Below are 23,364 nucleotides of genomic sequence, written 5' to 3' on the forward strand. Positions count from 1 at the left end.
ACACGCACTGACTCCCTCGGCGAACAGTTCAGCCGCCTCCAACCTCACCACTTCGCGACGCCGGCGGCCCTTCGCCGTCAGCCCGCCCCCATCCGTATAACGCATACCAACGACATAGCGCACCACTGACTACCAGTCAGCCACCCAAACCAGCCACTCACCTCGAAACGCCAAAATCAGTAACCACCCGTGCTCGGCGCCTGGTACCCGCCAGGCATCTGCCCAGGCATCTGCGGCGGGGGACCGGCCGGCGGGCCGGGCAGCGGGGCACCGCCGGGCGCGCCGAACCCGGGCGCGCCACCGAATTACATCGTCTTGGACGAGACCGCGATGGCCGCGGCCGGCAAAGGCAATGTCCTGGTCTCCCGGCTCATCCACCGTGCTCACGCCGAAGCCGGCTGGTACCTGTACGCCCCGGCCTGCGCATTGGTCGAAGCCGACCGTACCCGCCCCGGCACCGCGGAACATCTGGCTGCGCTGCCCGGGGTCACCGTCCTCGACCTCGACCTCCCCGCCGCGCTCGCCGTCGCCCGGCAAGCGTCGTGGGCGGCAGCCCACTGCCAGCACACGGCCCAGCCCACCGCAGGCCGGCCGGAGGGCGCCATCATCCCGACCACTGACCCGGAGCGCTGGCGCGGGCAACCCGTCCGTGTCCTCGACCTCACCTGAGCGGGGTGGGAGAGCGAAGCCGTGCGGCTGCCCTGGGCATCCTGAGGGAACAGAAGCAGCCGCCCCGGCAATCCAGTTCATCGTGAGGGGATGATGCCCCTCCGGTCGGCGGATTCGCCGGTCCACGCCACGACGCCCCCGTTGTCCGCGCGCGGGCACGTCTTCGGGCAGTGCCCGCGACGCACCTACTGCCGCGCCGCCGAAGTCCCCCCGATGTTCCGCTGGTTGAGGACATAGGTGATGGCGCGGCGCCGGAAGTTCTTGCCCCACAGGACGGCTCCGACAAAGAGCGGGAGTCCGGGGATGAGCATGAAGGGGCCGACGGCCCAGTGGTTGGCGGGGGAGGCGATCGACTTGATACCGATGCCGGACAGCAGGAACCCCAGCGCGGCACAGATGCCGATCAGGTAACCCTCCACGCGCATGCCGCCGGGGAGATCGCGTTTGTTGATCCGCACGTTGCCGGCCGCGAGTTGGCGGGCCACCTCGCCTTCTTGGTCCGCCCTCTGGTGACTGTGGATTGGCGTGCTGCTGCCGCTCATGGTGTCCCCCTGCACGTCTCACATGATCGTGGTCAACGATCTTGGTGGCGAAAACGTGCCGATTCTCGCATATTGGTTGTAGTTGCGGCAGCGTCCTCGTCCCCGATTCCGAGGCCGTCAACAGGCGCCTGGCCGCACGGTTGTTGCGGAGGGGATTCCGTAGTGCGGCTACTTTGCGCCGCTTGGCACCGGGGGCAGGGAGCAGCGGGCGTGTGCGGTGAGGCGCCGGCCCCCGGTGCGGTCGGTCAGGGCAGGATCTCGATGTACCCCTCGGTCCCGTGTACGCGGATGCGCTGTCCGTCCCGGATCAGCCGAGTGGCCTGTTCCACGCCCACGACGGCCGGCAAGCCGTACTCCCGGGCGATCACCGCGCCATGGGTCATCAGGCCGCCCACCTCCGTGACCAGGCCCGCGATCCCGACGAACAGCGGTGACCAACTGGGGTCCGTGAAGGTCGTGACCAGGATGTCGCCCGCTTCGATATCGGCCTCCGACACGTCGAGGATGACGCGGGCCCGCCCCTCGATGGTCCCGGCGGAAACCGGGAGGCCGACCAGAGCACCGGCGGGCACGTCGTCGCGCTGGTACGCCCCGGTGAGGGCCTCGCCGTCCGATGTCAGCACCCGGGGCGGTGTGAGCGCACGGTACGACCGGAACGCTTCCCTGCGCCGCTGGATGAGCCGGTCGTCCACCTGGTGCGAGCGCGCGACGTCGTGGAGTTCCTGGAACGTGAGGTAGAAGACGTCGTCCTGGTCGGGAAGCACGCCTGCCTGCACGAGGCGCTCGGCCTCCGCGAGCAGGGCCTGCTTGTAGACGAAGTAGCGGCTGATGATGCCGTACTTCGGGTACTCCCGGTACCCGATGAAGGTGCGGACCCGGTCGATCATCCGCTTGGTCTGGTCGGCCTTCCGGTCCCCGTCAGGCAGGGCCCGCAAGCGCGACAGCACGTCCTGTTCCTTCTTCAGCGCTGCCTGCCGGCCTTCCTCGAAGCGTCGTTCGGCGGCGCCCGGCTCGAAGTTCCGGACGTTGTCGAGGATCACGGGCACGAGCGTCGTGGGGCGTTCGCGCCACCGCGGCCTCGTGATGTCGATCTCGCCGACGCAGCGCATGCCGTACCGGTCGAGGTAGCCCTCGATGGCGGCGCGCGCTTCGGCCCCGCCCGTGAGCTTCGCCAGATCCGCCAAGAAGCCGTCGTCCTCAACGCCTTGCAGGAACGCCACGACCTCCGCATGCGGGCGGATCGCGTCCGCGACGTCGAGCAGTGCCAGTCCCATCTCCGACGTGACGTTGCCGGGGGCGGACAGCGTGAGCGTGTCAGCCGCGTGCTTCTCGCCCAGCCACTCCCACAGGTTGTCGTTGAGCCACCACGTGGCCTCCATCCCCGCCATGATCACTTGGAGGTTCAGCGGGTCGCTCAGGACCCGCTTATGCTCCTCGAAGGCTTCCAACAGGAAGTCGAACAGCGCCGGTCCGGTCTTCGTCCGGATGCCGCGCTCCAGGGCGGCGACGGATGCCTGGCTCCGCTCGATCAGGCCGGTGACGAGGGCCGGATCGGTCTCGATCGGAGCGGACGCACCGCCGGCCGTCGGCCTGCCCGGCTCCGCGTCCGGGAGCGACGGGACGAAATCCTCGCGGTCGAGGACGGTCTCCAGGGCATCTCTGACCAGCGGATCGCCCCTCCCCATCATGTCCAGGAGGCTGGCGCGACTCGCCGGCGAGGCCAGGCGCCGGGTGGCGTCGACGAACAGCCTCCCGCCGGCCTCGTGCATCGGCACCATGGCCGTCAGTCGCCACATGGAGAGCCCCAGCGGCTTCATGGGGTCGGTCATCATCTGCTGATGTCCGACGGAGACGTAGACGTGGTTCTCCTGGTCGTCGGCCTCGGGGACGGGGAACAGCGTGGTGATCGGTCGGCTCTGCACGATCTGGAAGCCGTCGTCGACCAGGCACCATTCGATGTCCTGCGGGCGGCCGAAGTGCGCTTCGATCCGGCGCCCGAGCTGCACGAGCCGCACGACCTGTGCGTCCGACAGCGCCGGCTGCTCCTGCCGCTGTGGGGCGATCGCCACTTCCCGCGTACCGCCGGTCGGCAGGGCGTGAACGGCGCGCTGTTTGGCGGCGATTGCCTTGGCGACGACCTCGCCGTTGCGCACCGTGAAGACGTCCGGGTTCACCAGGCCGGAGACCAGGGCCTCGCCGAGGCCGAAGCCGGCGTCCACGGTGGCGACCTTCCGGTTGCCCGTGACGGGATCGGCCGTGAACAGGATGCCGGCCGCATCGGGGAGGACCATCTGCTGCACGACCACGGCCATGTGGACCGCACGGTGGTCGATGCCGTTCCGCTGGCGGTAGATCACGGCCCGCTCGGTGAAGAGCGAGGCCCAACACCGGCTGATGTGGTGGAGGATCGCGGTCGGCCCCACGACGTTGAGATACGTGTCCTGCTGGCCGGCGAAGGAGGCCGTCGGCAGGTCCTCTGCCGTGGCGCTGGATCGGACGGCGTAGGCTGCCTGGTCGTCGAGCCGGGCGAGCGCGCCGGTGATCGCCGACGCGAGATCGCCCGGAATGACGATGCCCTCGATGGTCCTTCGGATCTCCGCGCTGAGTGTGCGGATCGCCTCCCCGTCGTCCGGGCCCAGGCACGACAGTTGATCAAGCCGGTCGTTGATCGACGGCGCCTGCGCCAGGGTCCGCCGGAAGGCGTCCGTCGTCACGCAGAAGCCGGCCGGTACGCCGATACCCTCGATCCGCGACAGCGCGCCCAGGTGCGCACCCTTGCCACCGACGACCGCGCCCTGAGACGCGTCGATCTCCTGAAGGTCCAACACGTACTGCTCGTTCACTGCGACGCCTCCCAGGCAGTCTGATTTTGCTGCACTGCACTGGCCGTGACTGATCGAACCAACGGCGCGACCGTCTCCGCCGAACCTGCTGCCGGCCACGTCCTCGCCCTTGCCTTCTGCCGCTCTTCCTCCGACGCGTCGGCCGGCCGCTCGGCGACGCTGGCCGGAGCGCACACCCGCATTCCCGCCCCGAACGCCCGCGGCCGTACCGCCGGCGCGATCAATTGGTCGGAGTCACCGCGTCTTTCGCCCGTCGACAACAACACACGCACGGTGTGCCCCTCATTTCCGCAGGTTGTGGTCCAGGCCGACGATTCTGCGTCACCCCCGGGGCCTTGCCGCAAGCCCCCCAGTGCGCTATATGTTGAGAGTGGCAGGGAGAGGTGTCTCCTTGCCTTTTCTCTTTGCTGTCCGCTCCGCTGTTGCTGAGTGCCGGGGGTGCAGTTCCTCGTGCAGCGGTGGGGCGCCGCTGCGTAGGGGCCGCCGCGTCCTGTTGTTCCCGTTCCTCCGCGTACAGGCTCGTCCCGTCCAGGATTGCGGGATCCTCAACTTCCCCTTGACGGCGCTCATTTCGGTCGCGACCCGCGCGGTTTGTTGCAGCATCTCAGGTCCTCGTGGAGCGGATCGCCCGCGTCCGCCCATGGCGACGGCATCGACGGACGCCCATTCCCTCGGCACGGAAAGTGTGCCGGGTGCACGATTCGGCCGATGCTCACACCGGCTGGACGTCAAGACGAGGTCATCGTTTGTTCAAATCGCGGGTGTGTTGCGCGAAGATGATCATGCGTCGGACGCCGTTGGCTTGCTCTGCCTTGAATCGCTTCGTCGCAGGTATTAGGGGCCACGCGGATAGGCGGGGCAATGCCCTGGCGTAAACCGCAGATCGCGCGCATGCGTGCGTGCGAGCATGAGTCCATGTGGTCACGACTGCCATTCGGGGACGAGCTGCGGTCCGAGCTAGGCTCACCTCGTCGGGCTCGCCGACTGGGAAGCAGCCCGCGATCTCGGGTATGGCGGGCCGAGCTGTCTGGCACACCCGTTGTGGTCAAGCAACTCATCGACGCTCCGGAGGCGGCTGAGAGGTATGCCCGCGAAGTGGCGGCGCTGAAGCTCGCGTCCCGGGTTGACCCGCCCGTGGTGCCGATGCTTCTCGGCACTGATCCCGGCGAACGTCTACTGGTCCTTGAGCACTTGGATCACCAGCCGCCCCGCGAGGGCTGGGCGGTTGACTACGCCGCAGCATTGGCCAGACTCCATGCGGCCACCAGCACCGACGACACAGGCACGCTCCCCGGCTGGTCCGGCCCAGCCCAAGGCGACATCGACTCCTTCCTCGGACTTGCCGGAGCGCTCGGCATCGCGGTTCCGACCGGAGTCAGAGCCGAGCTGGACGACCTGGTGAACCGCCTGGCTGGCACACAGGGCCATGCCCTGCTGCATGGCGACCCCTGTCCCGGCAACGACATGCACACCAGCAGCGGAGTCAGGTTCATCGACTTTGAGCAGGCCGCGCTGGGCAATGGGCTCGTGGAACTCGCCTACCTGCGCATCGGTTTCCCGACCTGCTGGTGCGTCACGGCCCCGGCGCAGTCTCTGCTGCACGCAGCGGAGACCGCCTATCGCGCGACCTGGCGCGACGCGACGAGCACCGATGCCCAAGATGATCTCACCGATGCATGTGCTGCCTGGCTGCTACGAGGCGACGCACTGGTCCAGCGAGCCGAACGTGGAACCGTCGATCACTTGGCAGAGACCCCGAACCGGGACTGGAAATGGGGCACGGCAACGGCCCGGCAACGACTCGTCCACCGTCTCGGAATCGTCAGCCAGATGGCCGTTGATGGAAGTGAGCTCAACGGCCTGGGGCAACTCGCCGCGGCCATCAAGGGAGCCATGCTTACCCGATGGCCCGCGCTTCAACCACTGCCCCTGCAAAGGCCGTAAGGGCGCCTGCCCGCAACCTGGCCTACGACGTGGCCTCGAAACCACATGCCATGGAGTTGCGACGCTCTGTGATTACCGGAGAGATCTATGCCCGCGCTTCCATCATGGCTGACCAAACCGCTCTGGGACCAATTCGCGGCCTTGTTGCCCGAGCGGCCGGAGTTCCGCCCGGACCATCCGCTCGGCTGCCACCGCCGGCGCATCAGCGACCGGGTCATCTTCGACAAGCTCCTGCAACTGCTGCGCTTCGGCTGTTCTTACGAGGCGATCGCCGACACGGCCTGCTCGGCCACCACGATCCGCAACCGCCGCGACGAGTGGATACAACTGGGCGTCTTCGCCCGGCTCAAGCAGATCGCGATGGAATCCTACGACCGGATCGTCGGCCTCGTCCTCGACCAGATCGCCGTCGACGGCTCCATCACCAAGGCTCCTGGCGGTGGTGAGGCTGCCGGACGCTCCCTGGTCGACCGCGGCAAACAGGGCCTCAAACGCTCGGGCATGACAGACGGATACGGCATTCCCTTGGGGCGTGTTCTGGCCGGTGCCAACCGCCACGACTCCCCGCTGCTCGCCCCCACCCTGGACCGCCTGGACGACCTCGGCCCGATGCCCGAAGACATCACCGTGCACCTGGACGCCGGCTACGACTCGGACAAGACCCGCGCGCTGCTCAACGAACGCGGCTTCCACGGCCGCATCGCGCACAAGGGCGAGAAGGCACCGATCCAGGCCAGTCGGCGTTGGCACGTGGAGCGTACCCATGCCTGGCAGAACGCCTTCTACCGGCTCTCCCGCTGCTATGAGCGGCGCACCACCGTCATCGGTGCCTTCTTCGACCTCGCCGACACGATCATCACCGTGCGTAGCCTGATCCGGCGGGCATGGAGCACTCACCGCTGGGACGAACGACCGAACCGCCGACCATGACCGCGCGCCTATCCGCGCGACCTCCTCAGGTGACGTGGGGGAAGGGCGGGGGCTCGGGCTCAGGGGAGGCGGAGTACCGGCTTGATGACCTCGCCGGTGGTTGCTGCCTGGGCGGCGTGTTCGATGTCGTGGAAGGGGAATTCGGTGATGATCTCGTCGAGGGGGAGCAGGCCCTGGCGGTAGCGGGTGACGAGGTGGGGGATGAAGTCGGCGGGCGTCGCGTCTCCTTCGATGATGCCGCGGATGCGGATGCCCTTGGTCAGGACGGTCATGATGTCGAACTCGGCCCGGCCGCCGACGCCGACCAGGGCCAGCGTGCCGCGTTGGGCGAGGGCGTCGATGGCCTGGGCGATCACGTCGGGTCGACCGGTGGTGTCGAGGGCGAAGTGGGCGCCGCCGTCGGTGTGTTGGCGGATCTCGGCGGCGACGTCGGCGACGGTGTCGGGGGCGACGGCCGTCGTCGCGCCGAGCTTGAGGGCCGTGGCGCGGCGGGCCGGGAGCGGGTCGACGGCGACGACGTGGCAGCCCTCGGCGACGGCGGTCATCACGGCGCTGAGTCCTACGCTGCCGGCGCCGAAGACGACGAGGGAGGAACCGCGGGGCGGGCGCAGGACGTTGAGGATGGTGCCGGCGCCGGTCTGCACGCCGCAGCCGAGTGGTGCGGCCAGCGCGGGCGGGAGGTCCGCGGGGACCTTGACGACGTTGCTGGTGTGCGCCAGGGCGTGGGTGGCGAAGGAGGACTGGCCGAAGAAGTTGCCGTAGACGGGGCTTCCGTCGCCGGCCCGGGAGAGTGGGGTGGTGCCGTCGGGGCGGGTGCCGGTGGCGTTGAGTGCGAAGATGCCGGTATCGCAGTAGGCGGGGTGGCCCGCTGTGCACTGGCGGCAGGTCGTGCAACTGCGGTAGCTCAGGCATACGGTGTCGCCGGGGCGGACGGTGGTGACCTGGTCGCCCACGGCCGTCACCACGCCGGCTCCCTCGTGGCCGAAGACCATGGGGCTGAGCTGTGCCGGCCACTTCTGGCGGGTGCTCAGGTCGGTGTGGCAGATGCCGGCCGCCGTGATCTTGACCAGGACCTCGTCGGGTCGGGGTGCGTCGATCACGAGGTCGTCGCGGAGGGTGAAGGGCCCGCCGGGGGTTTCTACGACGGCTGCTTGGATGCGCATGAGGGCGGTTGCATTCCTGTTTGGTTGGTGGTGTTGGCCGTTGGTAGGGCCGCGGCGGCGCGTGGTGTTGGTGGGTTGAGCCTACTCAACCGGTGGGTGTGTTGCCGGGAATGGGGTTGTCTTTTCAGCCGGCGGGGCGGAAGGCGAGGACGGTGGTGTGGCCGCCGAAGCCGAGGGAGTTGCTGAGGGCGAGGCGGAGGGGTTGGGGGCGGGCGTGGTCGGTGACCAGGTTGAGGGTGGGGGCGTCGGGGTCGGGGTGGTGGAAGTTGGCGGTGGGTGGGACGAGTTGGTGTTTGAGGGTGAGTGCGGTGAGGGCGGCTTCGATCGCGCCGGCGGCGCCCATGGTGTGGCCGAGGACGCCCTTGGTCGAGGTGACTGAGGGCGCGGTGGCGCCGAACTGGCGGTCCACGAGGGTTGCTTCGGTGCGGTCGTTGAGGGGGGTGCTGGTGCCGTGGGCGTTGATGTGGTCGATCTCCGTCGGGGTGGCGCCGGCGGTGCGGAGCGCTTCCCGGGTGGCCTGTAGCAGGCCCCGGCCTTCGGGGTCGGGGGCGACCGGGTGGTGGGCGTCGGCGGAGATGCCGTGGCCGGCGAGGTGTGCCTGGACGGGGGCGCGGCGGGCGGTGGCGTCGGTGGCGCGTTCCAGGACGAGGATGCCCGCGCCCTCGCCGAGCACGAAGCCGTCCCGGTCGGCGTCGAAGGGGCGGGAGGCGTGGGCGGGGGCGTCGTGGCGGCGGGAGAGGGCGCCCATGCGGGCGAAGGCGGTGGCGCAGAGCGGGGTGATCATGGCGTCGGCGCCGCCGGCCACCGCGATGTCGCAGGTGTGGGAGGACAGCAGCAGCGCGGCCAGGGCCAGGGCGGTGGCGCCGGAGGCGCAGGCGGTCGCGGTGTGCAGGACCGGGCCGCGGGCCCCGAGGGCGATGGCCAACTGCCCGGCGGCCATGTTGGGGAGGAAGGCGGGCAGGGTCAGGGGGGAGACGGCCCGGGGGCCGGTGTCGGCGAGCTTGTGGAGCTGTTGTTCGTAGGTGCCGATGCCGCCGGCCGCGGAGCCCAGGATCACCGCGACCCGGGCGCCGTCCCAGGTGGTGGGGTCCAGTCCGGCGTCGGTGACCGCCTCGTGGGCGGCGGCCAGTGCGAACTGGGTGGCGCGGTCGTGTTGCCAGGGCCGGGGGCCCGGCACTTGGGTGCGCGGGTCGAAGTCGGGGACGCGGCAGGAGAACGTGACGGGTAGGCCGGCCAGTTCGGGGTCCGGGGTGGCGGTGCCCCGGCCGGCGCAGACGCCTTGCCAGGTGGCCGCGGTGCCGGAACCGGCCGGGGTGACCAGGCCGATTCCGGTGACCGCGAGACCCGTGTCGTCGCCCGGGCCACTCACCGCGGGGCTCCTCCCCGCTCGGCGGTGCCGTCGGCGGACAGTTGTGCGGTGACGGTCTGCGTCAGTTGTTCCAGGGTGAGTTCGGCGGTGGCGCCGTCCTCGTCGAGCGGGATGCCCCAGTGTTCCTGGAGGGTGACGAAGAGCTCGACGACGGCGAGGGAGTCGAGGTCCAGGTCGCCGAGGGTGCGGTCGGGGTGGACTTCCTTGGCGTCGACCTCGAACTTGTCGGTGAGGGTGGTCACGAGGTGGTCGTAGACAGGTTCCATGAGGGGTTCCTCCGGTGCGTGGGGCGGGTGGTGGGTTGGGGGGCTCGGGGCTCCGGCGGGTGCGCGAAGGGGCGGGCGGAGGGCCAGGTCAGGGCGGCGGACGCCCAGGTGAGGCCGCCGCCGAAGGCGGTCAGGAGGGTGGGGGTGCCGGGGCGGATGCGCCGGTGGGCGGCCGCGTCGGCGAGGGCCAGCGGGATGGAGGCGGCGGCGGTGTTGCCGACCTCGCGGAGGTTGCCGTAGCGGTGCTTGGGCGGGATGCCGATCCGGTCGGCGACCGAGTCGAGGATCCGTTGGTTGGCCTGGTGGCCGATGAACGCCCCGATGGTGGCGGGCTGCCAACCGGTCTTGGCCAGCACGGCGTTGGAGGAGGCGGTCATCCGGCGCACCGCCTGGCCGTACACCTCGCGGCCGCGCATCCGGAAGTAGTGCTGCTCGCGGCTCTGCCGGTGTGCCGGGTCGGGCTGTCGGGAGCCGCCGGCGGCGATCGCGATGAGGTCGCTGCCGGTGCCGTCGGAGCCCCAGTCGGTGGCGGCGACGGCGCCCGGCTCGCCGCGGTCGCCGGCGCGCAGCAGTACCGCGCCGGCGCCGTCGCCGAAGATCACCGCGGTGTCCCGGTCCAGTGGGTCGATGATCCGGGAGTAGGTCTCGGCGCCGATCACCAGCGGTCGGGTGCAGACGCCGGTGCGGATCAGTGCGGTGGCGACCGCGAGGCCGTACAGGAAGCCGGAGCAGACCGCGGACAGGTCGAAGGCGGGAACGGTGCCCAGGCCCAGTCGTTGGGCGACCTCCGGTGCGGTGGCCGGGCAGCGCCGGTCCGGGGTGGTGGTGGCGACCAGCACCAGGTCGGCGCGGGCGCCGGCGGATTGCTGCGCGGCCCGGCCCGCGGCGACCGCGAGGTCGCCGGTGCTGGTGTCCTCATCGGCCTCCCGGCGCCGGGCGATGCCGGTGCGGGTGCGGATCCACTCGTCGGTGGTCTCCAGTACGCCGCGGCGCCGGACGTCGTCATTGGTCAGCACCCGCGGTGGCAGACAACTGCCGATGCCGTCGAGCACGGCGGTGGGGCTCACCCTTGTCATGGTGGGTTCCTCGATTCGTGGGCGGTCAGGCGGCGAAGGGGGAGGGCGGTTTGGGGATGCCGGCCAGTCCGCCGTCGGGCACCGACACCCCGCCGTCGAGGACGAGGGCCTGTCCGGTGAGGTAGGAGGCGGCGGGGGAGGCCAGGAACAGGGCGACCCGGGCGATCTCTTCGGGTTCCGCCCAGCGCCCCAGCGGGACGTGTGCGGTGAGCCAGTCCGACAGCGGTGCCAGGGAGTAGGCGAAGGCCGTCATGTCGGTGCGGGTCCAGCCGGGGCAGAGCGCGTTGACGCGGATGCCCTGGCGCGCCCAGCCGACCGCCAGGCTGCGGGCCAGTGCGATCTGTGCCGCCTTGGACGCGCCGTACGCCTCCATCCGCGGGGTGCCGGCGACACCGGCCAGTGAGGACATCAGCACCACGCTGGCGCGGGAGGAGGCCGTGAGGTGGCGGTGGGCGCGCCGGCAGAGCGCCGCGGTGGCGTTGAGGTTGACCGCCATCACGTGGTCCCAGTCAGCCTGTTGGGAGTCCTGGAGGGGGACCAGGGTGGGGGTGCCGTCCTCCTGGGAGGGCAGCACACCGGCGTTGTGGACGATGACGTCGAGCCCGTCGAGCGCGGTGGCCGCCTCGTCCACCACCTCCTCGGCGACGCCCGGTTCGGCGAGGTCGCCGGGGACGAGGGCCGCGGTGCGCCCGGCGTCCTCCACCAGGGCGGCGGTCTCCTTCAGCGCCGTCGAGGTGCGGGCGGACAGCGCGAGGTCGGCGCCGGCCCGGGCCAGGGCCACGGCGGTGGCCTTGCCGATGCCGCGGGAGGCGCCGGTGACCAGGGCGCGGGCGCCGTCGAGCCGGAACGGATCGGGTGCTGCGGTCATGAGGAACTCCTTTGCAGGGCAGGGGTGTTGACGAGCGGCTTGACGGGGGAGGGGGCCGTCTGTGTGGTGCGGGTGGGGGCGATGCGGATGACCGGCGCGCCGGTCCAGGTCAGCAAGGCGCTGCCCCAGGTGACGCCGGCGCCGAAGACGGCCAGGAGGATTCGGCCGCCGCGCGGCAGCAGTCCTCGGGAGGCCGCGCCGGCCAGGGCGTAGGGGGCGCTGGCGGCGCCGATGTTGCCGACCTCGTCGCCGACGATGACCAGGCGGCCCGGGGGGATGCCAATGCGCTCGCCCAGGTCGCGCAGCAGGACGGGGTTGGGCTGATGGGTGATGTAGGCGTCGATGTCGGTCAGTTGCAGGGCGTTGCCGGCCAGGCTCTCGCGGACCAGGCGGGGGAAGACGTCGACGATGAAGTCCCGTACCGCGCGGCCGTCCATGTAGACGTGGTGTTGGCGCGCACCGAGGGTGGCCGGGCTGGCCGGGATGCGGCTGCCGCCGGCCGGGATCAGGACGTGGTGGGCGCCGGTGCCGTCGGAGCCGAGCCGGAAGTCGGTGAAGCCGGCGTCGTCGGGGACGGGGCCCAACACCGCGGCGGCCGCTCCGTCGGCGAAGAGCACCGCGGTGCCCCGGTCGGTGGGGTCGAGGAACTTGGAGTACGCCTCGACGCCGACCACCGCCGCGTAGCGGGCGCCGCCCTGGCCGCGCAGCCAGTCGTGGGCGACCCGGGCGGCGAACAGCCAACCGGCGCAGGCCGCGCTGACGTCGAGGGCGACCGCGTGCCGGGCGCCGGTCAGAGCCTGGACGCGGCAGGCGGTGGAGGGGCCGAGCTCGTCGGGGGTGGAGGTGGCGACGATCAGGACGTCGAGTTGTTCGATGTCGATGCCGGCAGCGGCCACCGCGGCGCGCACGGCGGCCGCGGCCAGGTCGGATGCGGCCTCGTCGGGGCCGGCGACGTGTCGGGTGTGCACGCCGGTGCGCTGGGTGATCCATTCGGGGGTGACGCCGGCCGCGGCCGCGATGTCGTCGTTGGAGCGGGTGTGGTGCGGGAGGTAGGTGCCCATGCCGTGAATGCCGATGCGTGGGGCGGGGGAGGGGTGCGGGCTCATGACGGCCTTTCCGGTGACCGGTCGAGGGTGTCGTACAGGGCCGCGGCGTAGTCGTCGGCGCCCAAGGGGGCCGGGACCGCGCCGGGCGGCGCGCCCATCGCCCCGCACAGCAGCGGGAGATGGGGCAGTAGCCGGTCGCACAGGCCGTCGATCACGGTGGGGAGTGCGCGTGCGGTGGCGGGGGAGAGGGTGCCGGCGGCGAGCAGACTGCCGGCGGCGCGGCGGGCCTCGACGGCGCCGTGCAGCGCGGCCAATGGGTGCAGTATGGCGCGTAGTTCGGGGTCGTGGACGGCCTCGACGGCGGCGGCGACCGCGTCCGCGATCAGTCGGGCGCCGTAGGCGGCGCCGAGTTCGTGGGCGGCGTCCAGCAGGGGGTTCCACAGGTCGAGTCCGGTCCGGCCGGCCCGGGTGCGGCGTTGGAGGGTGCGCCGGAGGGTGTCCCGCAGTCGCTGCTCGTGGGCCCGGGCGACCGCCGGCCACCAGCCCGGGTGGTCCGGGGTGGCCTCGGCGCGCGGCACCGTGCCGCCGGCCCCGCCGCCGGTCTGGGCGAGCGCTCGGCCGGCGTCCAGCAGGATCAGTTGGCTGTCGCCGCCGGCGGTGTCGAAGGCGTGCGCGAAGCCGTGGTACCCGTCGAGGAGGTTGGGGTGCAGGAACCCGGCGAGCCCGCAGCGGTGTTGGCATTCGGCGGCGACCTGCGCGGCGCGTCGTACCGTGGCGGCCTTGAGTACCGCCAGCGGGCGGTCCACGGCGGTCCAGGGGGAGAACGTCATGCCGTCCGGGGTGCGTGCCGGGGTGTGGTGGGCGGTCCGTGAGCGGGCCCAGATCTCCCGTGCGGTCCGGCCGGCGCAGGTCAGTGCGAACGCCTCGGCCAGCGCGCCGAGCAGCGCGTGTTGCTGGTTGCGCAGGTCCAACACCCAGGCACCGGGGGCCAGTCGGCCGTGGGCGCGGCGGTGGGCGGAGAAGCGGAGTGCCTGGACGGCGCTCTGGCGGGTCATGGCGGCGACCGCCGACGGCAGGGTGGCCCACAGGAGTTGGCCGACGGACAGGGTCCGCTGGAGCCGGGCGTCGCGGTCGCCGAGCGGGTCGTGCAGGACGCCGTCCGCGTCGACGTGCGCCCGGTCGGACAGCCACTGGCGGTGCGGCACCCGCACGCCGCGGAAGCGCACCAGCGCGTAGTCCAGCGGCAGTGACGGCGCCTCGATGCTCCGCGAGATCTCCACACCCGGCAACGGGCCGGCGTTGTCGGTGAGTTCGACCACGAACGAGAACACCCCGTGGTCGGTGTCGTCGACCAGGACGCGGGCGCACACCACGGCGGTCTGTGGCCCCCCGGTCCCGCCGACGCTGGAGAACTTGGCCGCGCCCGGCACCGGCGTGTCGAGCACGAACTCCCTTGTGTCGGGGTCGAGTCGGGCGACGGTGCGGGTGCCCAGGTGGCTACTGGCGTCCCCGATCTCGGTGACCAGGAAGACGCCCTTGGTGCGGCCGGTGGTCAGTGCCTGCCAGGGGCGGCCGATCCGCGTCGGGTCCTCGGCGAGGGTGGCCATGGAGCCCAGGCAGAGTGCGTAGTGGTTGAGGACGGCCATGTAGAGGGGCGGGTCGGTGAGGGCCACGCATTCGCTGAGTACGGAGAGTTGCTCCGGATCGCGGAACAGTTCGCCCGCCGGCGGGAGGTTCCTGGCGAGCAGGCGCAGTTGTCGGTGGATGCGGTGGGCCCGGTCCTCGGTGGGGTCCGGGGGCGCGGCGCGGTCGGCGGCCAGGACGGTCAGCAGGCGGCTGCGCAGGGTGTAGGGGCGGGAGCCGTTGACGATCTCGCCGAGCTCATCGAGCGGTTGCGTGCGCGTGGTCATCGTGCTGGCTCCAGAGGGCGGTGCGGGTGGCGAGGGCGTCGTGTGGCGGGCGGGGGGTCGGGTCGTCGGGGCCGGGCCAGGGGAAGTCGGGGTCGGCGAGCGGGGCATGGGCGCCGGCCGCGTCCGGCGGCAGGATCTCCCGGATGCTGCGGGTCAGTGCCTGGCCGGTGCCCGCCTCGAAGAACAGCGCGCGGTCGCCGCCGGCGGTCACCTGGCGCAGCACCGGTGGCAGTCGCACGGGGCGGATCAGGCAGTCGGCCAGGCCCCGGTGGACGTCGTCGCCGGGTCCGTAGAGGCCGCCGCGGACGGCGGAGCGGACCGGGACGCGGGCGGGGCGGCCGTCGATGGGGGCGGTCGCGGCGGCGAAGGCGTCCGCGGGGCCGGTGAGGGACGGGTGGTGGGAGGAGAAGGGCAGCCGCAGGCGGGCGGCCGGGACGCCCTGCCGCTTGGCGTGTTCCTCCAGGGCGCGCAGTTGCGGCAGGGGGCCGCTGACGATGGTCTCGTCGGGCCCGTTGATGCAGGCCAGGGCCAGCTCGGGGGAGCCGGTGCGGCGCAGCAGGGCCGCGGCGCCAGCCTCGCCGGTGGCCAGCAGGGTCAATCCGCCGGGGCAGCGGGCCAGTTGATGGGCCAACAGGCAGGCGATGCGGGCGCCCTCGGCGACCTCGAACACGCCGGCCGCGGTGAGGGCGGCGATCTCCCCGAAGCTCACCCCCAGCACCTCGTCCGGTGCCAGCCCGGCGGCGCACAGCGCCCGGTGCACGGCCATCGAGGAGCAGAACAGGGCCAGTTGGGGGGTGCCCACCGGTCCGGCCGCGAGGTCGCGGCCGCTGGGCGGCGCATCGCTCAGCAATGCCTTGGCCATCGGCGCGATGCCGAATTCCCCGGCCACTTCTTCGGATTCCTCGAATACCTCGCGCACGGTATGTCGTACGGCCGGGTGGGCGCGCAGTGCCCGGATGAGCGGGCTGACCGCGAAGTCGCCCTGCCCGGGAAAGACATGGACGATCCTGAGGGCGGCCGATTCGCGTTTTCCCCGAGCGGACGCGACACCTTGACGCATTTGCTCATCTCATTTCGGACGGATTCTGTGCGGTGTCGTGCCATTCAACATCGGTTGTTCCGCCGATGGCCGGGGTTTCCGGTCCGGGGCTGTTGAAGGGGGTGAACGCGCAGGCGGCGCGGGTGTCTCAGGGGTGCTGCGAAGGTGACGTGACCGCCAACGCCCGGTGCAACACCGCGCTCGCCGCCGGGAGTTTGCGGAACGGCGTCAGCATTTGCCGCAGCCGGGCCGCGGCCAAGTCCGCCGCCCCGGAGCGCAGATGCCCGTAGTGGTCGAGAAAGGAATTCCAGGAGGCGCTGGCCTCTTCCACGTGGCCCAGCCCGACGAGGATTTCCGCGTGCTGGGCATGGCTCAACGCCAGCGCCCGGTGGTCCTCGACGGACCGGTGCGCCAGCGAGTTCACCAGGGCGGTGCGCGCGGCCGACAGGTCGCCGGTGTACCGCAGCACCTCGGCGCTCTGGAATTCCATCGACCCGGGCGAATACGCGGTGAACGGCCCCGTTGGGCCGGCCCGGACACCCTTGGCCATGGCTCGCTCGGCCCGGCCCAGGGACTCCCGCGCCGCCCGGTGGCGCCCGCAGGCCGCCTGGGTCACGGCGAGTTGGGAGAGCAGGAAGGCCCGCGCCGGCCCCTCGGGTGTGCGGGCGGCCGCGGCGGCCTCGGCGGCGCGCAGGGCGATCCGCCGGTGTCCCAGCGCGAGCCCCTGCGCGCTCAACCCGCGTAGCACGACGGCGCGGGCGGTGGGGTCGCCGGACTCGTCGGCGAGCCGGAGGGCGGTGGTGAAGTGGCGCTGTGCGAGCCCGTGGACGGAGGCGTCCTGATACATCCGGGCGAGCAGGAACGACAGCCGGGACGCCTCGACCAACAGCCCGCGGCGCGGCGCGCGGCCCGGGTGCTCCCGTAGCCGCGGGGCGATGTCGTCGGCGAGGTAGGCGGCCAGCGACGAGCGGGCGGTGCGGCCCCCGTGGGCGTCGAACGAGGTCGAGTAGAAGCGCACCGCGAGGCGGACGACGGCGAGGTCGTCCGGGTCACCGGGCTCCCCGCGCGGCGGGCGCGGCAACGGCACGCGGTCCCCGGCCTCGGTCGCCAGCTTCGCCAACTCCGCCTCGCGGTACGGCAGCATCCGGGCGGCGGCCCGGCGCGCCGGTTCGTTCTCCATGCTGCACAGGTCGGTCAGCGCGGTGCCGATCGGGGTGTCGGAGGCGGGGAGCCGTCCGGCCGCCGGACCGGACGGCTCCCCTGAGAGGCCCGCAGCCGCCGGGGAGACCGCTCGGCCAAGACGGCGGGTGAGGGCCTCGGCTATCAACTCCGGCACCGGGGGCGCCGGGTGGGTTCCGCTGAGCCAGTGGGCGACGGCGGTGCGGTCGTAGTTGAGGTCGAGGTCGATCTCAGTGGCGAGGACGTTGACCGTGCGCGCCAGCGCCGCCTGCGTCCAGCGGGCCTCCGCCAACAGGGCCCGTAGATTCTCGTTGGGGCGGCGTGACGGGGGCATCTAGGGCTCCCGGCACGGCGGTTCGGATTTCGGTCCGGTCGGCCGGCCCACGGCATTCCGCATCGATTGTGCGGTTGCTCCACGGCGGTGTGGGCGGGGGGAACCGGAGAAGCGGAAGGGGCGGAAGCAGTTCATGGGAAGTGATGTCGGTACGTGGTAACGCTGTTGCACGTGTTCTCTTTCTTTTGTTCGGCCGCCGGTTCCTCGGGGGTGTCTACGGAATTCTTCCGGGGCAGCCTTACGGTGGCCTGAAAGGCGCCCTACGGATCACTGCCCCGTAGCCAACAACCGTTCATCAACGGAACCATGAAACGAGCTAGGGCGGAACGCCCGACCGTGGTCGGGAGCGTGAACGTGTTGAAAGGCACTCTGACACCGGACGTTACCCGAGCCGGAATCCCCGACGAGTAGAGCGAGGCACCCAGACATGACGCCCCCGCGCCGTCCCAACCGCCTGCTCGCGGCCCTGTTGGCCGAGGCAGACTGGACCGCCACGGACCTCTCCCGCGCCGTCAACGCCCTCGGCGCCGCGCGGGGTTTGCAACTGCGTTACGACCGCACTTCGGTGGCCCGGTGGCTCAACGGGGCGCGCCCCCGGCCCCCGGTCGGCGAACTGATCGGCGAGGCGCTGGGCCGGCGCCTGGGTCGGCGGCTGACGGCGAGGGAGACCGGTCTCACCGACCCGGCCACGATAGGAGTGCTGTCGCCGGCCTGGCGTGCCGGCGACCCCGTTCAGCGGCTGGCGCTCCTCTGCCGCGCCGAGACCGACCCGGTGCGCCGCGCGGACCTCGCCCGTACGGTTCTCTCCGCCCCGCCGCCGGTGGTCACCGGCTGGGAGAGCCGGCCCCCGGTCCTGCCGCCGGCCGACCCGCGCGCGCCCCAGGCGTCCGCCGCGGCCCCGGCCCGGCTGGAGGCGGTGGCCGTGCGCAGCGCCCTGTTGGGGGAGCGGTACGGCGGCGCGCAAGGCCGGTCGGCGCTGGCGGGATACCTCACCACGGAGGTGGTGCCGCTGCTCACCGCCCCGGCGCACCCCGCGGTCCGGCGCGCCCTACTCACCGGCGCCGCCCATCTCACGCTCCTGCTGGCCGGCCGCACCAGCGAGACCGGGCACCCCGCCCTCGCCCAGCACTACTACGACATCGCCCTCGAACTCGCGCACGCCGCCGGCGACCGCGGCACCCACGCGATCGTGCTGCGGTGCCTGAGCATGCAGGCGCACCAACTCGGCGACCACGCCCAGGCGATCGCCCTCGGTGAGGCCGCCACCGAGATCGCGGGGTCCGCGGTCCCCAGGGCCGTGCGGGCCTTCCTGCACGCGGGCCGCGCCGTCGTCCTGGCCGGCGCGGGCCAGGCCCGCGCCGCCGCGGCCGACCTGCTGACCGCCGAGCAGCATCTGTCCCGGGCCACCGGTCCCGAGGGCCCGTTCACCAGCTATCCGGAGACCGCGCTGCGCTACCAGCGCGCCGAGATGCTGTCATGCCTGGGCGATCACAAGGCCGCCCTGGGCGAGCTGGAGAGCTCCCTGGCCTGCCGGCCCGCCGACCACCACAAGGCCCACACCCTGCTGCACGCCCACCTCGCGCACACCCTGCTCGCGCTGAACGAGGTCGACGCGGCCGTGGACCACTCCCTCCACGCCCTGCGTCACCACCGTCAGCTCGCCGCCGGGTCCGTGCACGGCACCCTGCCGCGCCTGGCCCACCGCCTCGCGCCCCACCAGCGCAACCCCCGCGTCAAGGCATTCCGGGAGCGGCTTCGGGCCCCGGCCCGGTGAGGCCGTCCCGCGGCCCCTCCGGCTCGCCCTGCCGCACGGTCGCCGGCCGGGGCTCCGCCTGCTCGCCGTCCGTGCCCACTGGGAGGAAGCCGCCCAGCAACACCATCGCCATGTCCACAGGATCAGTCACAAGCCAATAAAGAGGGAGGGACTGCCCCATTTCGATTCCCGGCACGCCCACCCGACCGCACCTTCACCCAGAAGCACGCAACCCACCCGCCCCACCGGAGCACGCTCCGGCGAGAGCGGGCGCCGCCACCCGCCCCCGGGAACTCTCCCGCGGCAGGGCCACAACCACCGCCGAACCGGCGGTGGTTGACGGCTCCCTCAGCGCGCGCCGGCGCTGACGGTGGCGAACACGCCCCGCTGCTCGGTGCCGTCGACCGCCCGCCAGACAGCGGTGACCGATCCCAGGCACCCCTCAGGCACCGCCGCCCCGCCAGGGCCGTCGCCCTCGACCAACGGTTCCAGAACGCGCCGCACGTGGATCCCGACGACCGGTCCCGCGCTCACCGACCCGCCGGGCGCCGCGCCCTCCGCCGCCGTCTCCACGGTGATCTCCGTCCCGCGCGGCCCGCTGACGGGCCTCGGCGCCCCCACCATCGCCGCCGAGCCGATCCCCGCGGCCTCGCTCAGCCACCGGACCACGGAGTCGTCGCGGGCGTCGCTGCTGCTCTGCGCCTGTGCCTCGACCCGGCCCTGGACGAAGGCGAGCAACTGGGCGACGAGCACGGGGTCGTGCGTACCGTCGTAGACCCAGCGCGGGCCCAGCACCCCGTGCTCCATGGTGCCGACGAGGCCGGCCTCGGCACCGTCCAGGGGAGCCCCGCGGTAGGTGAACGGGACGAGGTACGCGCGCGGAAGGTCGCCGGACCGGTCGGTGACCACCATGAACTCGATGCCCACCTCGCCCTGCGGGTCGTCGAGCCGGAAGCCGCCCGCCTTGGCCAACTCCGGCGTCCGGGCGGATCCGGCGTACCAAGGCTGGCCCGGCAGCCAGGTGGTGAGGAGCTCCAACTTGGTGGGCTTCAGGGTGGTGTTGTGAATGACAGCCATGCGCCGAAATCTAACCGCGCTGTCAATACCCTCCCGGGCCAACCCCATCCCCGGGACAGTGCACCTCAGCAACCTCGACAGCCCCAAGGAGCCCAGCGCCCCCGGCCTCGACCCCGATTGATGCAGCTGACTCCGGTCTGCCGCGGTCGGGCCGTGTGGCCGGGGCGAGGCTCAGGCCACGGCGAACCGCAGCTCGGGGCGTTCCCAGGCGACCTTGGGCAGGGTCGGGGCGACCGTTCCCACGCGCTCGGCGCCCATCCGCCGGTAGAACGCCTCGGCCGGCGGGTGCGAGACGACCCGGACCGCGGCCAGACCGGCCTCCCCTCGCCTCGCCGATCATGTGCGTCATCAGCAGCCGCCCGACGCCGGTGCCCTGCGCCTCGTCGGCGACGAACGCCAGGTCCAGCTCCGGCGGATCGAGCACGAGGGAGGAGGAGCCCACCGGCCGTTCGCCCTCGTCGACGGCGACGAAGACGCGGTGTCGGTCGAGGTAGTCGGCGGTCACCCGTTAGCCCGCGAGGATCGAGGAGTAGGCACCGCGATAGGCGCCGGACGCGTGCATCAGGGCGGTCAGTTGCTCGGCGTCACCCGCGACGGCACGCCGGATCCTCGTGGTCTGCATGCGCGGAAGTATTAGGAGCGTTCGCGGATTGCAGTCATTACGTGGGCGGACCGCTCCGATCGTCCGACGCCTGCAACTCGCCCGCTGTGCCTGGCCGTTCTCGCTCGCTACCTCCTCCCTCTCCCACGAGCTGCTCGCAGCATCGGACGAACTCCCGCACGACGGGGTTGGCGTCGTCGGCCGGAGCCCAGGCGACGCCCACCTGACTGGGGCTGACGCCGGTGACCGCGCGGTAGGTGATACCGGGGCGGGCGTAGAAGCGGGCCGCGGACTCGGGGGCGAGGGCGATGCCGTAGCCGTTGGCGATCGCGCTGAGCCAGTCGTCCGGCTGGTTGGTGACGGCACCGATGCGCACCGGGCGCCCCTCGCGCGCGTCGGTGGCCAACCAGTAGTCGCGCCACCGGCCCGTCTCCGGCGGGGCGGCCACGAACGGCTCGTCCCACAACTCCCGGAACGGGATCACCTCGTGGGCGGCCAACGGGTGCCCTTCGGCCAGCGCCACGCAGCGCGGTTCGGTGAAGAGCGGCGCGACGCGCAGCGCGTCCTGGCCGGGGAACGGCAGCCGCACCAGGGCGACGTCGGCCTCCGAATCGGCCAGCCCCGCCGAGGGGTTGGACCAGGCGGCCTGGCGCATCTCGGCCCGCCAGCCCGGGCGGCGCCGGGCGAACTCCGCGACGATCCGCGGCGTCGCCTCGTTGGCGCCACTGGCCACGAAGCCGACGCGTAGCACGTGCTGCGCACGGCTCGCCGTGCCCTTGGTCTCCCGCAACGTGCGGTCCCAGTCGGCCAGCAGTTCCGGCACCCGCTCGGCCAGGGTCCGCCCCGCCGCCGTCAGCGCCATACCGGACCGGGACCGGGTGAACAGCGGTACCCCGAGTTGCGACTCCAGTTGCTTGATCTGCTTGGTCAGCGCGGGCTGGGACACATACAGGCGCTGCGCGGCGCGGGTCAGGTTCCCCTCCTCCGCCACGGCGACGAAATACCGCAACAGCCGGGTGTCGACGTCCATGCCGCCAGGTTATCGCCGCAGGTATTGGACGCCGGCCGCCGGCACGACGAGGCTTGCCCCGTAGGGACGGGCGGGGCGGAGCGAGAGTGGAGCAGGAGGCGTCGGGAGATGGAACCGGCCTACGTGATCATCACCGTTCTCACCCTGGTGGCGAACGGCGCGATCGCCGTCGCGGACTTCGCGAGGGCCCCGTTCGTCCTCGCCAACTCCGCCGAAGTGGGCGTCCCGTTGTCCTGGCTGCCTTGGCTCGGTGCGCTCAAGGCCGCCGGTGCGATCGGGCTCCTGTTGGGGCTGCTGGGCGCCCGCCCCCTCGGCGTCGCGGCCGCGGTGGGCCTCGTGCTGTTCTTCCTCGGCGCCGTCGCCGCGCACCTGACCAGGCGCGTCTACCACAACGTGGCATTTCCGGCCGGCTACTTGGCGCTGGCCGCGGCCTCGCTCGGCCTCGCCCTCGCCGTCGGGTAGGCGAGACGCGCGGCCCAGCCCTGGCCCCGCCGGGCGGGTCCCAGGGCGCTTCTGACGGATCTCCGCGGCGTCGGGGCGTCTGGCACGCACTCCCCCACGCTTTAAGGGCGCGGGGGGACCCCCTGCGGCGTTGCCGAAATGTCCCCATAGCTCCGCTATGAAGACATCCCGGCGCCTTGCGATCGCACGCACCAGACGCCGCTCCTTCCTCCACGGAGATCCGTCAGAAGCGCCCTAGTCCTTGAGGGGGTTGGACGCCAGGTCCACCAGGTTCTTGCGGGGGTCGGAGGCGACGAAGCGGTTGAACTGGGTGAGGCAGGAGAACAGCAGGAGCCGGCTGACGCGCGGGTCGTGCACGGTGACCTCGTAGTGGGAGCGGATTCCGGCGGGGCGGGCGAACTCGAAGCCCTCGGACGCGTCCGACCCGAACCGCAGGCGGTGCGAGAGGATGTTGTTCACCTGCGCGGTGTCGAACGCCGTCCGCGTGGGGGAGGCGAGGCGCAGCCGGTTCGCGGCGCCCACCGGCTCGCCGGTCAGCTCGCCCAGGCCGCGTTGGGCGAAGGTCCAGTGGTCCGCGCCGTCCGTCCGGCTCTTGCGCTCGACGCTGCCCACCGGAGCCCGGTCCGGCAGCCACGCCTCCCACTCGTTGACGTAACCGACGCACTGGGTGAGGGCCGGTCCGGCGGTCACGGTGTACAAGCGGGCGCCCCCGTAGTGCGTCTCCTTGTGCGCGCGGACCACCGGGTCCTGCCGCCCGTTGACGCGCGCCAGGAAGGTGGTGCGTGAGCGGGCGTATTCCACGGTGACGGTGAAGGAGTCGAGCGCGTCGAACGAGGCGAACGGGTCGGGTGACTGGGTCACGGCCGGCCGTCCCCGGAACGCGGGCCGCTCGACCGCTCGGCGGCGCCCCGGCGCGCGGTCCTGCGCTCCGGCAACTCGGCCCCGATCTGGGCCGTGGCCGCGAGACGTGCCTCGTCGGCGGGGGCCAGCGGCGAGGCCGGGTGCTCGGGGTACGGGGGATGGACGGGTCGGTGCGACGACATTGGCGCCCTCCAAAAGGTCGTCAGGGGTGGGTGGATGGGGCTCGTGGGGACGGAAGGGAAGAAGGGGGAAGGGAAGGGGCGAATGGGGATGGGCGGTCGCCCCGGGCTAGGCCGCAGGCAGCGCGGCAGCGGCGGGCCCTCCAGGCCATCGTCCTTGCCGCAGTGGTGGTCGGCGTGCTGAGGGGACTCGTCCTGCCAGGGCGCTTGGAATCCCGACATG

The 23,364-nt window shown here is 72.2% G+C and carries 20 protein-coding genes and 1 pseudogene; 5 read left to right on the forward strand and 16 right to left on the reverse strand.

What is annotated here, in order from left to right; translation table 11 throughout:
• Positions 1-330 precede the first annotated feature (330 nt).
• On the forward strand, positions 331-669 hold the full coding sequence (locus ACIQU6_RS23615; RefSeq protein ID WP_403483741.1) for a hypothetical protein: 339 nt from the start codon (positions 331-333) through the stop codon (positions 667-669).
• Between the two features lie 185 nt (positions 670-854).
• On the opposite strand, the gene ACIQU6_RS23620 is transcribed toward ACIQU6_RS23615, so the two are convergent.
• Together ACIQU6_RS23620 and rph are read right to left on the reverse strand one after the other, a co-directional pair.
• Entirely contained in the window at positions 855-1,211 is a 357-nt protein-coding gene (locus ACIQU6_RS23620; protein WP_403483652.1) for a hypothetical protein, read from the reverse strand.
• A 245-nt stretch (positions 1,212-1,456) separates the two neighbouring features.
• Complete coding sequence (gene rph / locus ACIQU6_RS23625; RefSeq protein ID WP_403483653.1) at positions 1,457-4,054, reverse strand: rifamycin-inactivating phosphotransferase; 2,598 nt, start codon at positions 4,052-4,054, stop codon at positions 1,457-1,459.
• 915 nt (positions 4,055-4,969) lie between these two features.
• On the opposite strand from rph, the gene ACIQU6_RS23630 reads away from it, so the two are divergent.
• Both ACIQU6_RS23630 and ACIQU6_RS23635 read left to right on the forward strand, forming a co-directional pair.
• Complete coding sequence (locus ACIQU6_RS23630; protein WP_403483654.1) at positions 4,970-5,998, forward strand: phosphotransferase family protein; 1,029 nt, start codon at positions 4,970-4,972, stop codon at positions 5,996-5,998.
• Between the two features lie 87 nt (positions 5,999-6,085).
• Positions 6,086-6,928: an IS5 family transposase gene (locus ACIQU6_RS23635; protein ID WP_403483655.1), complete on the forward strand. Its 843-nt coding sequence runs from the start codon at positions 6,086-6,088 to the stop codon at positions 6,926-6,928.
• A gap of 59 nt (positions 6,929-6,987) precedes the next feature.
• Here the strand turns inward: ACIQU6_RS23635 and ACIQU6_RS23640 are convergent, their stop codons facing one another.
• The 9 genes from ACIQU6_RS23640 to ACIQU6_RS23680 form a co-directional block, all read right to left on the reverse strand.
• Positions 6,988-8,091 carry an NAD(P)-dependent alcohol dehydrogenase gene (locus tag ACIQU6_RS23640; protein ID WP_403483656.1) on the reverse strand — a complete coding sequence of 368 codons (1,104 nt, stop codon included), beginning with the start codon at positions 8,089-8,091 and terminating at the stop codon, positions 6,988-6,990.
• Positions 8,092-8,215: 124 nt separating this feature from the next.
• Complete coding sequence (locus tag ACIQU6_RS23645) at positions 8,216-9,460, reverse strand: beta-ketoacyl-[acyl-carrier-protein] synthase family protein (RefSeq protein WP_403483657.1); 1,245 nt, start codon at positions 9,458-9,460, stop codon at positions 8,216-8,218.
• Positions 9,457-9,726 (reverse strand): acyl carrier protein, encoded by a 270-nt coding sequence (locus ACIQU6_RS23650; protein WP_403483658.1) that lies wholly within the window; start codon positions 9,724-9,726, stop codon positions 9,457-9,459. Before ACIQU6_RS23650 ends, ACIQU6_RS23645 begins: the two co-directional genes overlap by 4 nt.
• On the reverse strand, positions 9,699-10,802 hold the full coding sequence (locus ACIQU6_RS23655; protein WP_403483659.1) for a beta-ketoacyl-ACP synthase III: 1,104 nt from the start codon (positions 10,800-10,802) through the stop codon (positions 9,699-9,701). Before ACIQU6_RS23655 ends, ACIQU6_RS23650 begins: the two co-directional genes overlap by 28 nt.
• A gap of 25 nt (positions 10,803-10,827) precedes the next feature.
• On the reverse strand, positions 10,828-11,670 hold the full coding sequence (locus tag ACIQU6_RS23660; RefSeq protein ID WP_403483660.1) for an SDR family NAD(P)-dependent oxidoreductase: 843 nt from the start codon (positions 11,668-11,670) through the stop codon (positions 10,828-10,830).
• Entirely contained in the window at positions 11,667-12,776 is a 1,110-nt protein-coding gene (locus ACIQU6_RS23665) for a 3-oxoacyl-ACP synthase III family protein (RefSeq protein WP_403483661.1), read from the reverse strand. The genes ACIQU6_RS23660 and ACIQU6_RS23665 overlap by 4 nt, the downstream gene beginning before the upstream one ends.
• Positions 12,773-14,626, reverse strand: a complete 1,854-nt coding sequence (locus ACIQU6_RS23670; protein WP_403483662.1) for an acyl-CoA dehydrogenase — start codon at positions 14,624-14,626, stop codon at positions 12,773-12,775. Before ACIQU6_RS23670 ends, ACIQU6_RS23665 begins: the two co-directional genes overlap by 4 nt.
• Positions 14,598-15,686 (reverse strand): acyltransferase domain-containing protein, encoded by a 1,089-nt coding sequence (locus ACIQU6_RS23675; protein ID WP_403483663.1) that lies wholly within the window; start codon positions 15,684-15,686, stop codon positions 14,598-14,600. Before ACIQU6_RS23675 ends, ACIQU6_RS23670 begins: the two co-directional genes overlap by 29 nt.
• A 127-nt stretch (positions 15,687-15,813) precedes the next feature.
• On the reverse strand, positions 15,814-17,178 hold the full coding sequence (locus ACIQU6_RS23680) for a hypothetical protein (protein WP_403483664.1): 1,365 nt from the start codon (positions 17,176-17,178) through the stop codon (positions 15,814-15,816).
• A 427-nt stretch (positions 17,179-17,605) separates the two neighbouring features.
• Between ACIQU6_RS23680 and ACIQU6_RS23685 the strand changes: the two genes are divergently transcribed.
• Positions 17,606-18,952 (forward strand): hypothetical protein, encoded by a 1,347-nt coding sequence (locus ACIQU6_RS23685; RefSeq protein ID WP_403483665.1) that lies wholly within the window; start codon positions 17,606-17,608, stop codon positions 18,950-18,952.
• Between the two features lie 327 nt (positions 18,953-19,279).
• On the opposite strand, the gene ACIQU6_RS23690 is transcribed toward ACIQU6_RS23685, so the two are convergent.
• The 3 genes and pseudogenes from ACIQU6_RS23690 to ACIQU6_RS23700 all read right to left on the reverse strand — a co-directional run bounded on the left by ACIQU6_RS23690 (position 19,280) and on the right by ACIQU6_RS23700 (position 21,639).
• On the reverse strand, positions 19,280-20,008 hold the full coding sequence (locus ACIQU6_RS23690) for a 1,4-alpha-glucan branching protein (RefSeq protein WP_403483666.1): 729 nt from the start codon (positions 20,006-20,008) through the stop codon (positions 19,280-19,282).
• Between the two features lie 171 nt (positions 20,009-20,179).
• Positions 20,180-20,513 (reverse strand): annotated as a pseudogene (locus tag ACIQU6_RS23695) (GNAT family N-acetyltransferase).
• A gap of 154 nt (positions 20,514-20,667) precedes the next feature.
• A complete protein-coding gene (locus ACIQU6_RS23700) occupies positions 20,668-21,639 on the reverse strand; it encodes a LysR family transcriptional regulator (protein ID WP_403483667.1) in 972 nt (323 codons plus the stop codon).
• Between the two features lie 108 nt (positions 21,640-21,747).
• Between ACIQU6_RS23700 and ACIQU6_RS23705 the strand changes: the two genes are divergently transcribed.
• Positions 21,748-22,101 (forward strand): DoxX family protein, encoded by a 354-nt coding sequence (locus tag ACIQU6_RS23705; RefSeq protein WP_403483668.1) that lies wholly within the window; start codon positions 21,748-21,750, stop codon positions 22,099-22,101.
• Positions 22,102-22,335: 234 nt separating this feature from the next.
• Here the strand turns inward: ACIQU6_RS23705 and ACIQU6_RS23710 are convergent, their stop codons facing one another.
• Complete coding sequence (locus ACIQU6_RS23710) at positions 22,336-22,962, reverse strand: hypothetical protein (RefSeq protein WP_403483669.1); 627 nt, start codon at positions 22,960-22,962, stop codon at positions 22,336-22,338.
• Entirely contained in the window at positions 22,959-23,144 is a 186-nt protein-coding gene (locus ACIQU6_RS23715; RefSeq protein WP_403483670.1) for a hypothetical protein, read from the reverse strand. The genes ACIQU6_RS23710 and ACIQU6_RS23715 overlap by 4 nt, the downstream gene beginning before the upstream one ends.
• Positions 23,145-23,364: the final 220 nt, after the last annotated feature.

Source organism: Streptomyces sp. NPDC090442 (genome assembly GCF_044769405.1).
Lineage (GTDB): Bacteria > Actinomycetota > Actinomycetes > Streptomycetales > Streptomycetaceae > Streptomyces.

Bases quoted from the DNA above. Each gene is read 5' to 3' on its own strand.
- ACIQU6_RS23635 (WP_403483655.1), top strand. From the start codon at position 6,086: ATGCCCGCGCTTCCATCATGGCTGACCAAACCGCTCTGGGACCAATTC.
- ACIQU6_RS23670 (WP_403483662.1), bottom strand. From the start codon at position 14,626: ATGACCACGCGCACGCAACCGCTCGATGAGCTCGGCGAGATCGTCAAC.
- ACIQU6_RS23705 (WP_403483668.1), top strand. From the start codon at position 21,748: ATGGAACCGGCCTACGTGATCATCACCGTTCTCACCCTGGTGGCGAAC.
- ACIQU6_RS23650 (WP_403483658.1), bottom strand. From the start codon at position 9,726: ATGGAACCTGTCTACGACCACCTCGTGACCACCCTCACCGACAAGTTC.
- ACIQU6_RS23630 (WP_403483654.1), top strand. From the start codon at position 4,970: ATGTGGTCACGACTGCCATTCGGGGACGAGCTGCGGTCCGAGCTAGGC.
- ACIQU6_RS23640 (WP_403483656.1), bottom strand. From the start codon at position 8,091: ATGCGCATCCAAGCAGCCGTCGTAGAAACCCCCGGCGGGCCCTTCACC.
- ACIQU6_RS23660 (WP_403483660.1), bottom strand. From the start codon at position 11,670: ATGACCGCAGCACCCGATCCGTTCCGGCTCGACGGCGCCCGCGCCCTG.
- ACIQU6_RS23665 (WP_403483661.1), bottom strand. From the start codon at position 12,776: ATGAGCCCGCACCCCTCCCCCGCCCCACGCATCGGCATTCACGGCATG.
- ACIQU6_RS23700 (WP_403483667.1), bottom strand. From the start codon at position 21,639: ATGGACGTCGACACCCGGCTGTTGCGGTATTTCGTCGCCGTGGCGGAG.
- ACIQU6_RS23620 (WP_403483652.1), bottom strand. From the start codon at position 1,211: ATGAGCGGCAGCAGCACGCCAATCCACAGTCACCAGAGGGCGGACCAA.
- ACIQU6_RS23685 (WP_403483665.1), top strand. From the start codon at position 17,606: ATGACGCCCCCGCGCCGTCCCAACCGCCTGCTCGCGGCCCTGTTGGCC.
- ACIQU6_RS23655 (WP_403483659.1), bottom strand. From the start codon at position 10,802: ATGACAAGGGTGAGCCCCACCGCCGTGCTCGACGGCATCGGCAGTTGT.
- ACIQU6_RS23715 (WP_403483670.1), bottom strand. From the start codon at position 23,144: ATGTCGTCGCACCGACCCGTCCATCCCCCGTACCCCGAGCACCCGGCC.
- ACIQU6_RS23615 (WP_403483741.1), top strand. From the start codon at position 331: ATGGCCGCGGCCGGCAAAGGCAATGTCCTGGTCTCCCGGCTCATCCAC.
- ACIQU6_RS23690 (WP_403483666.1), bottom strand. From the start codon at position 20,008: ATGGCTGTCATTCACAACACCACCCTGAAGCCCACCAAGTTGGAGCTC.
- ACIQU6_RS23680 (WP_403483664.1), bottom strand. From the start codon at position 17,178: ATGCCCCCGTCACGCCGCCCCAACGAGAATCTACGGGCCCTGTTGGCG.
- ACIQU6_RS23675 (WP_403483663.1), bottom strand. From the start codon at position 15,686: ATGCGTCAAGGTGTCGCGTCCGCTCGGGGAAAACGCGAATCGGCCGCC.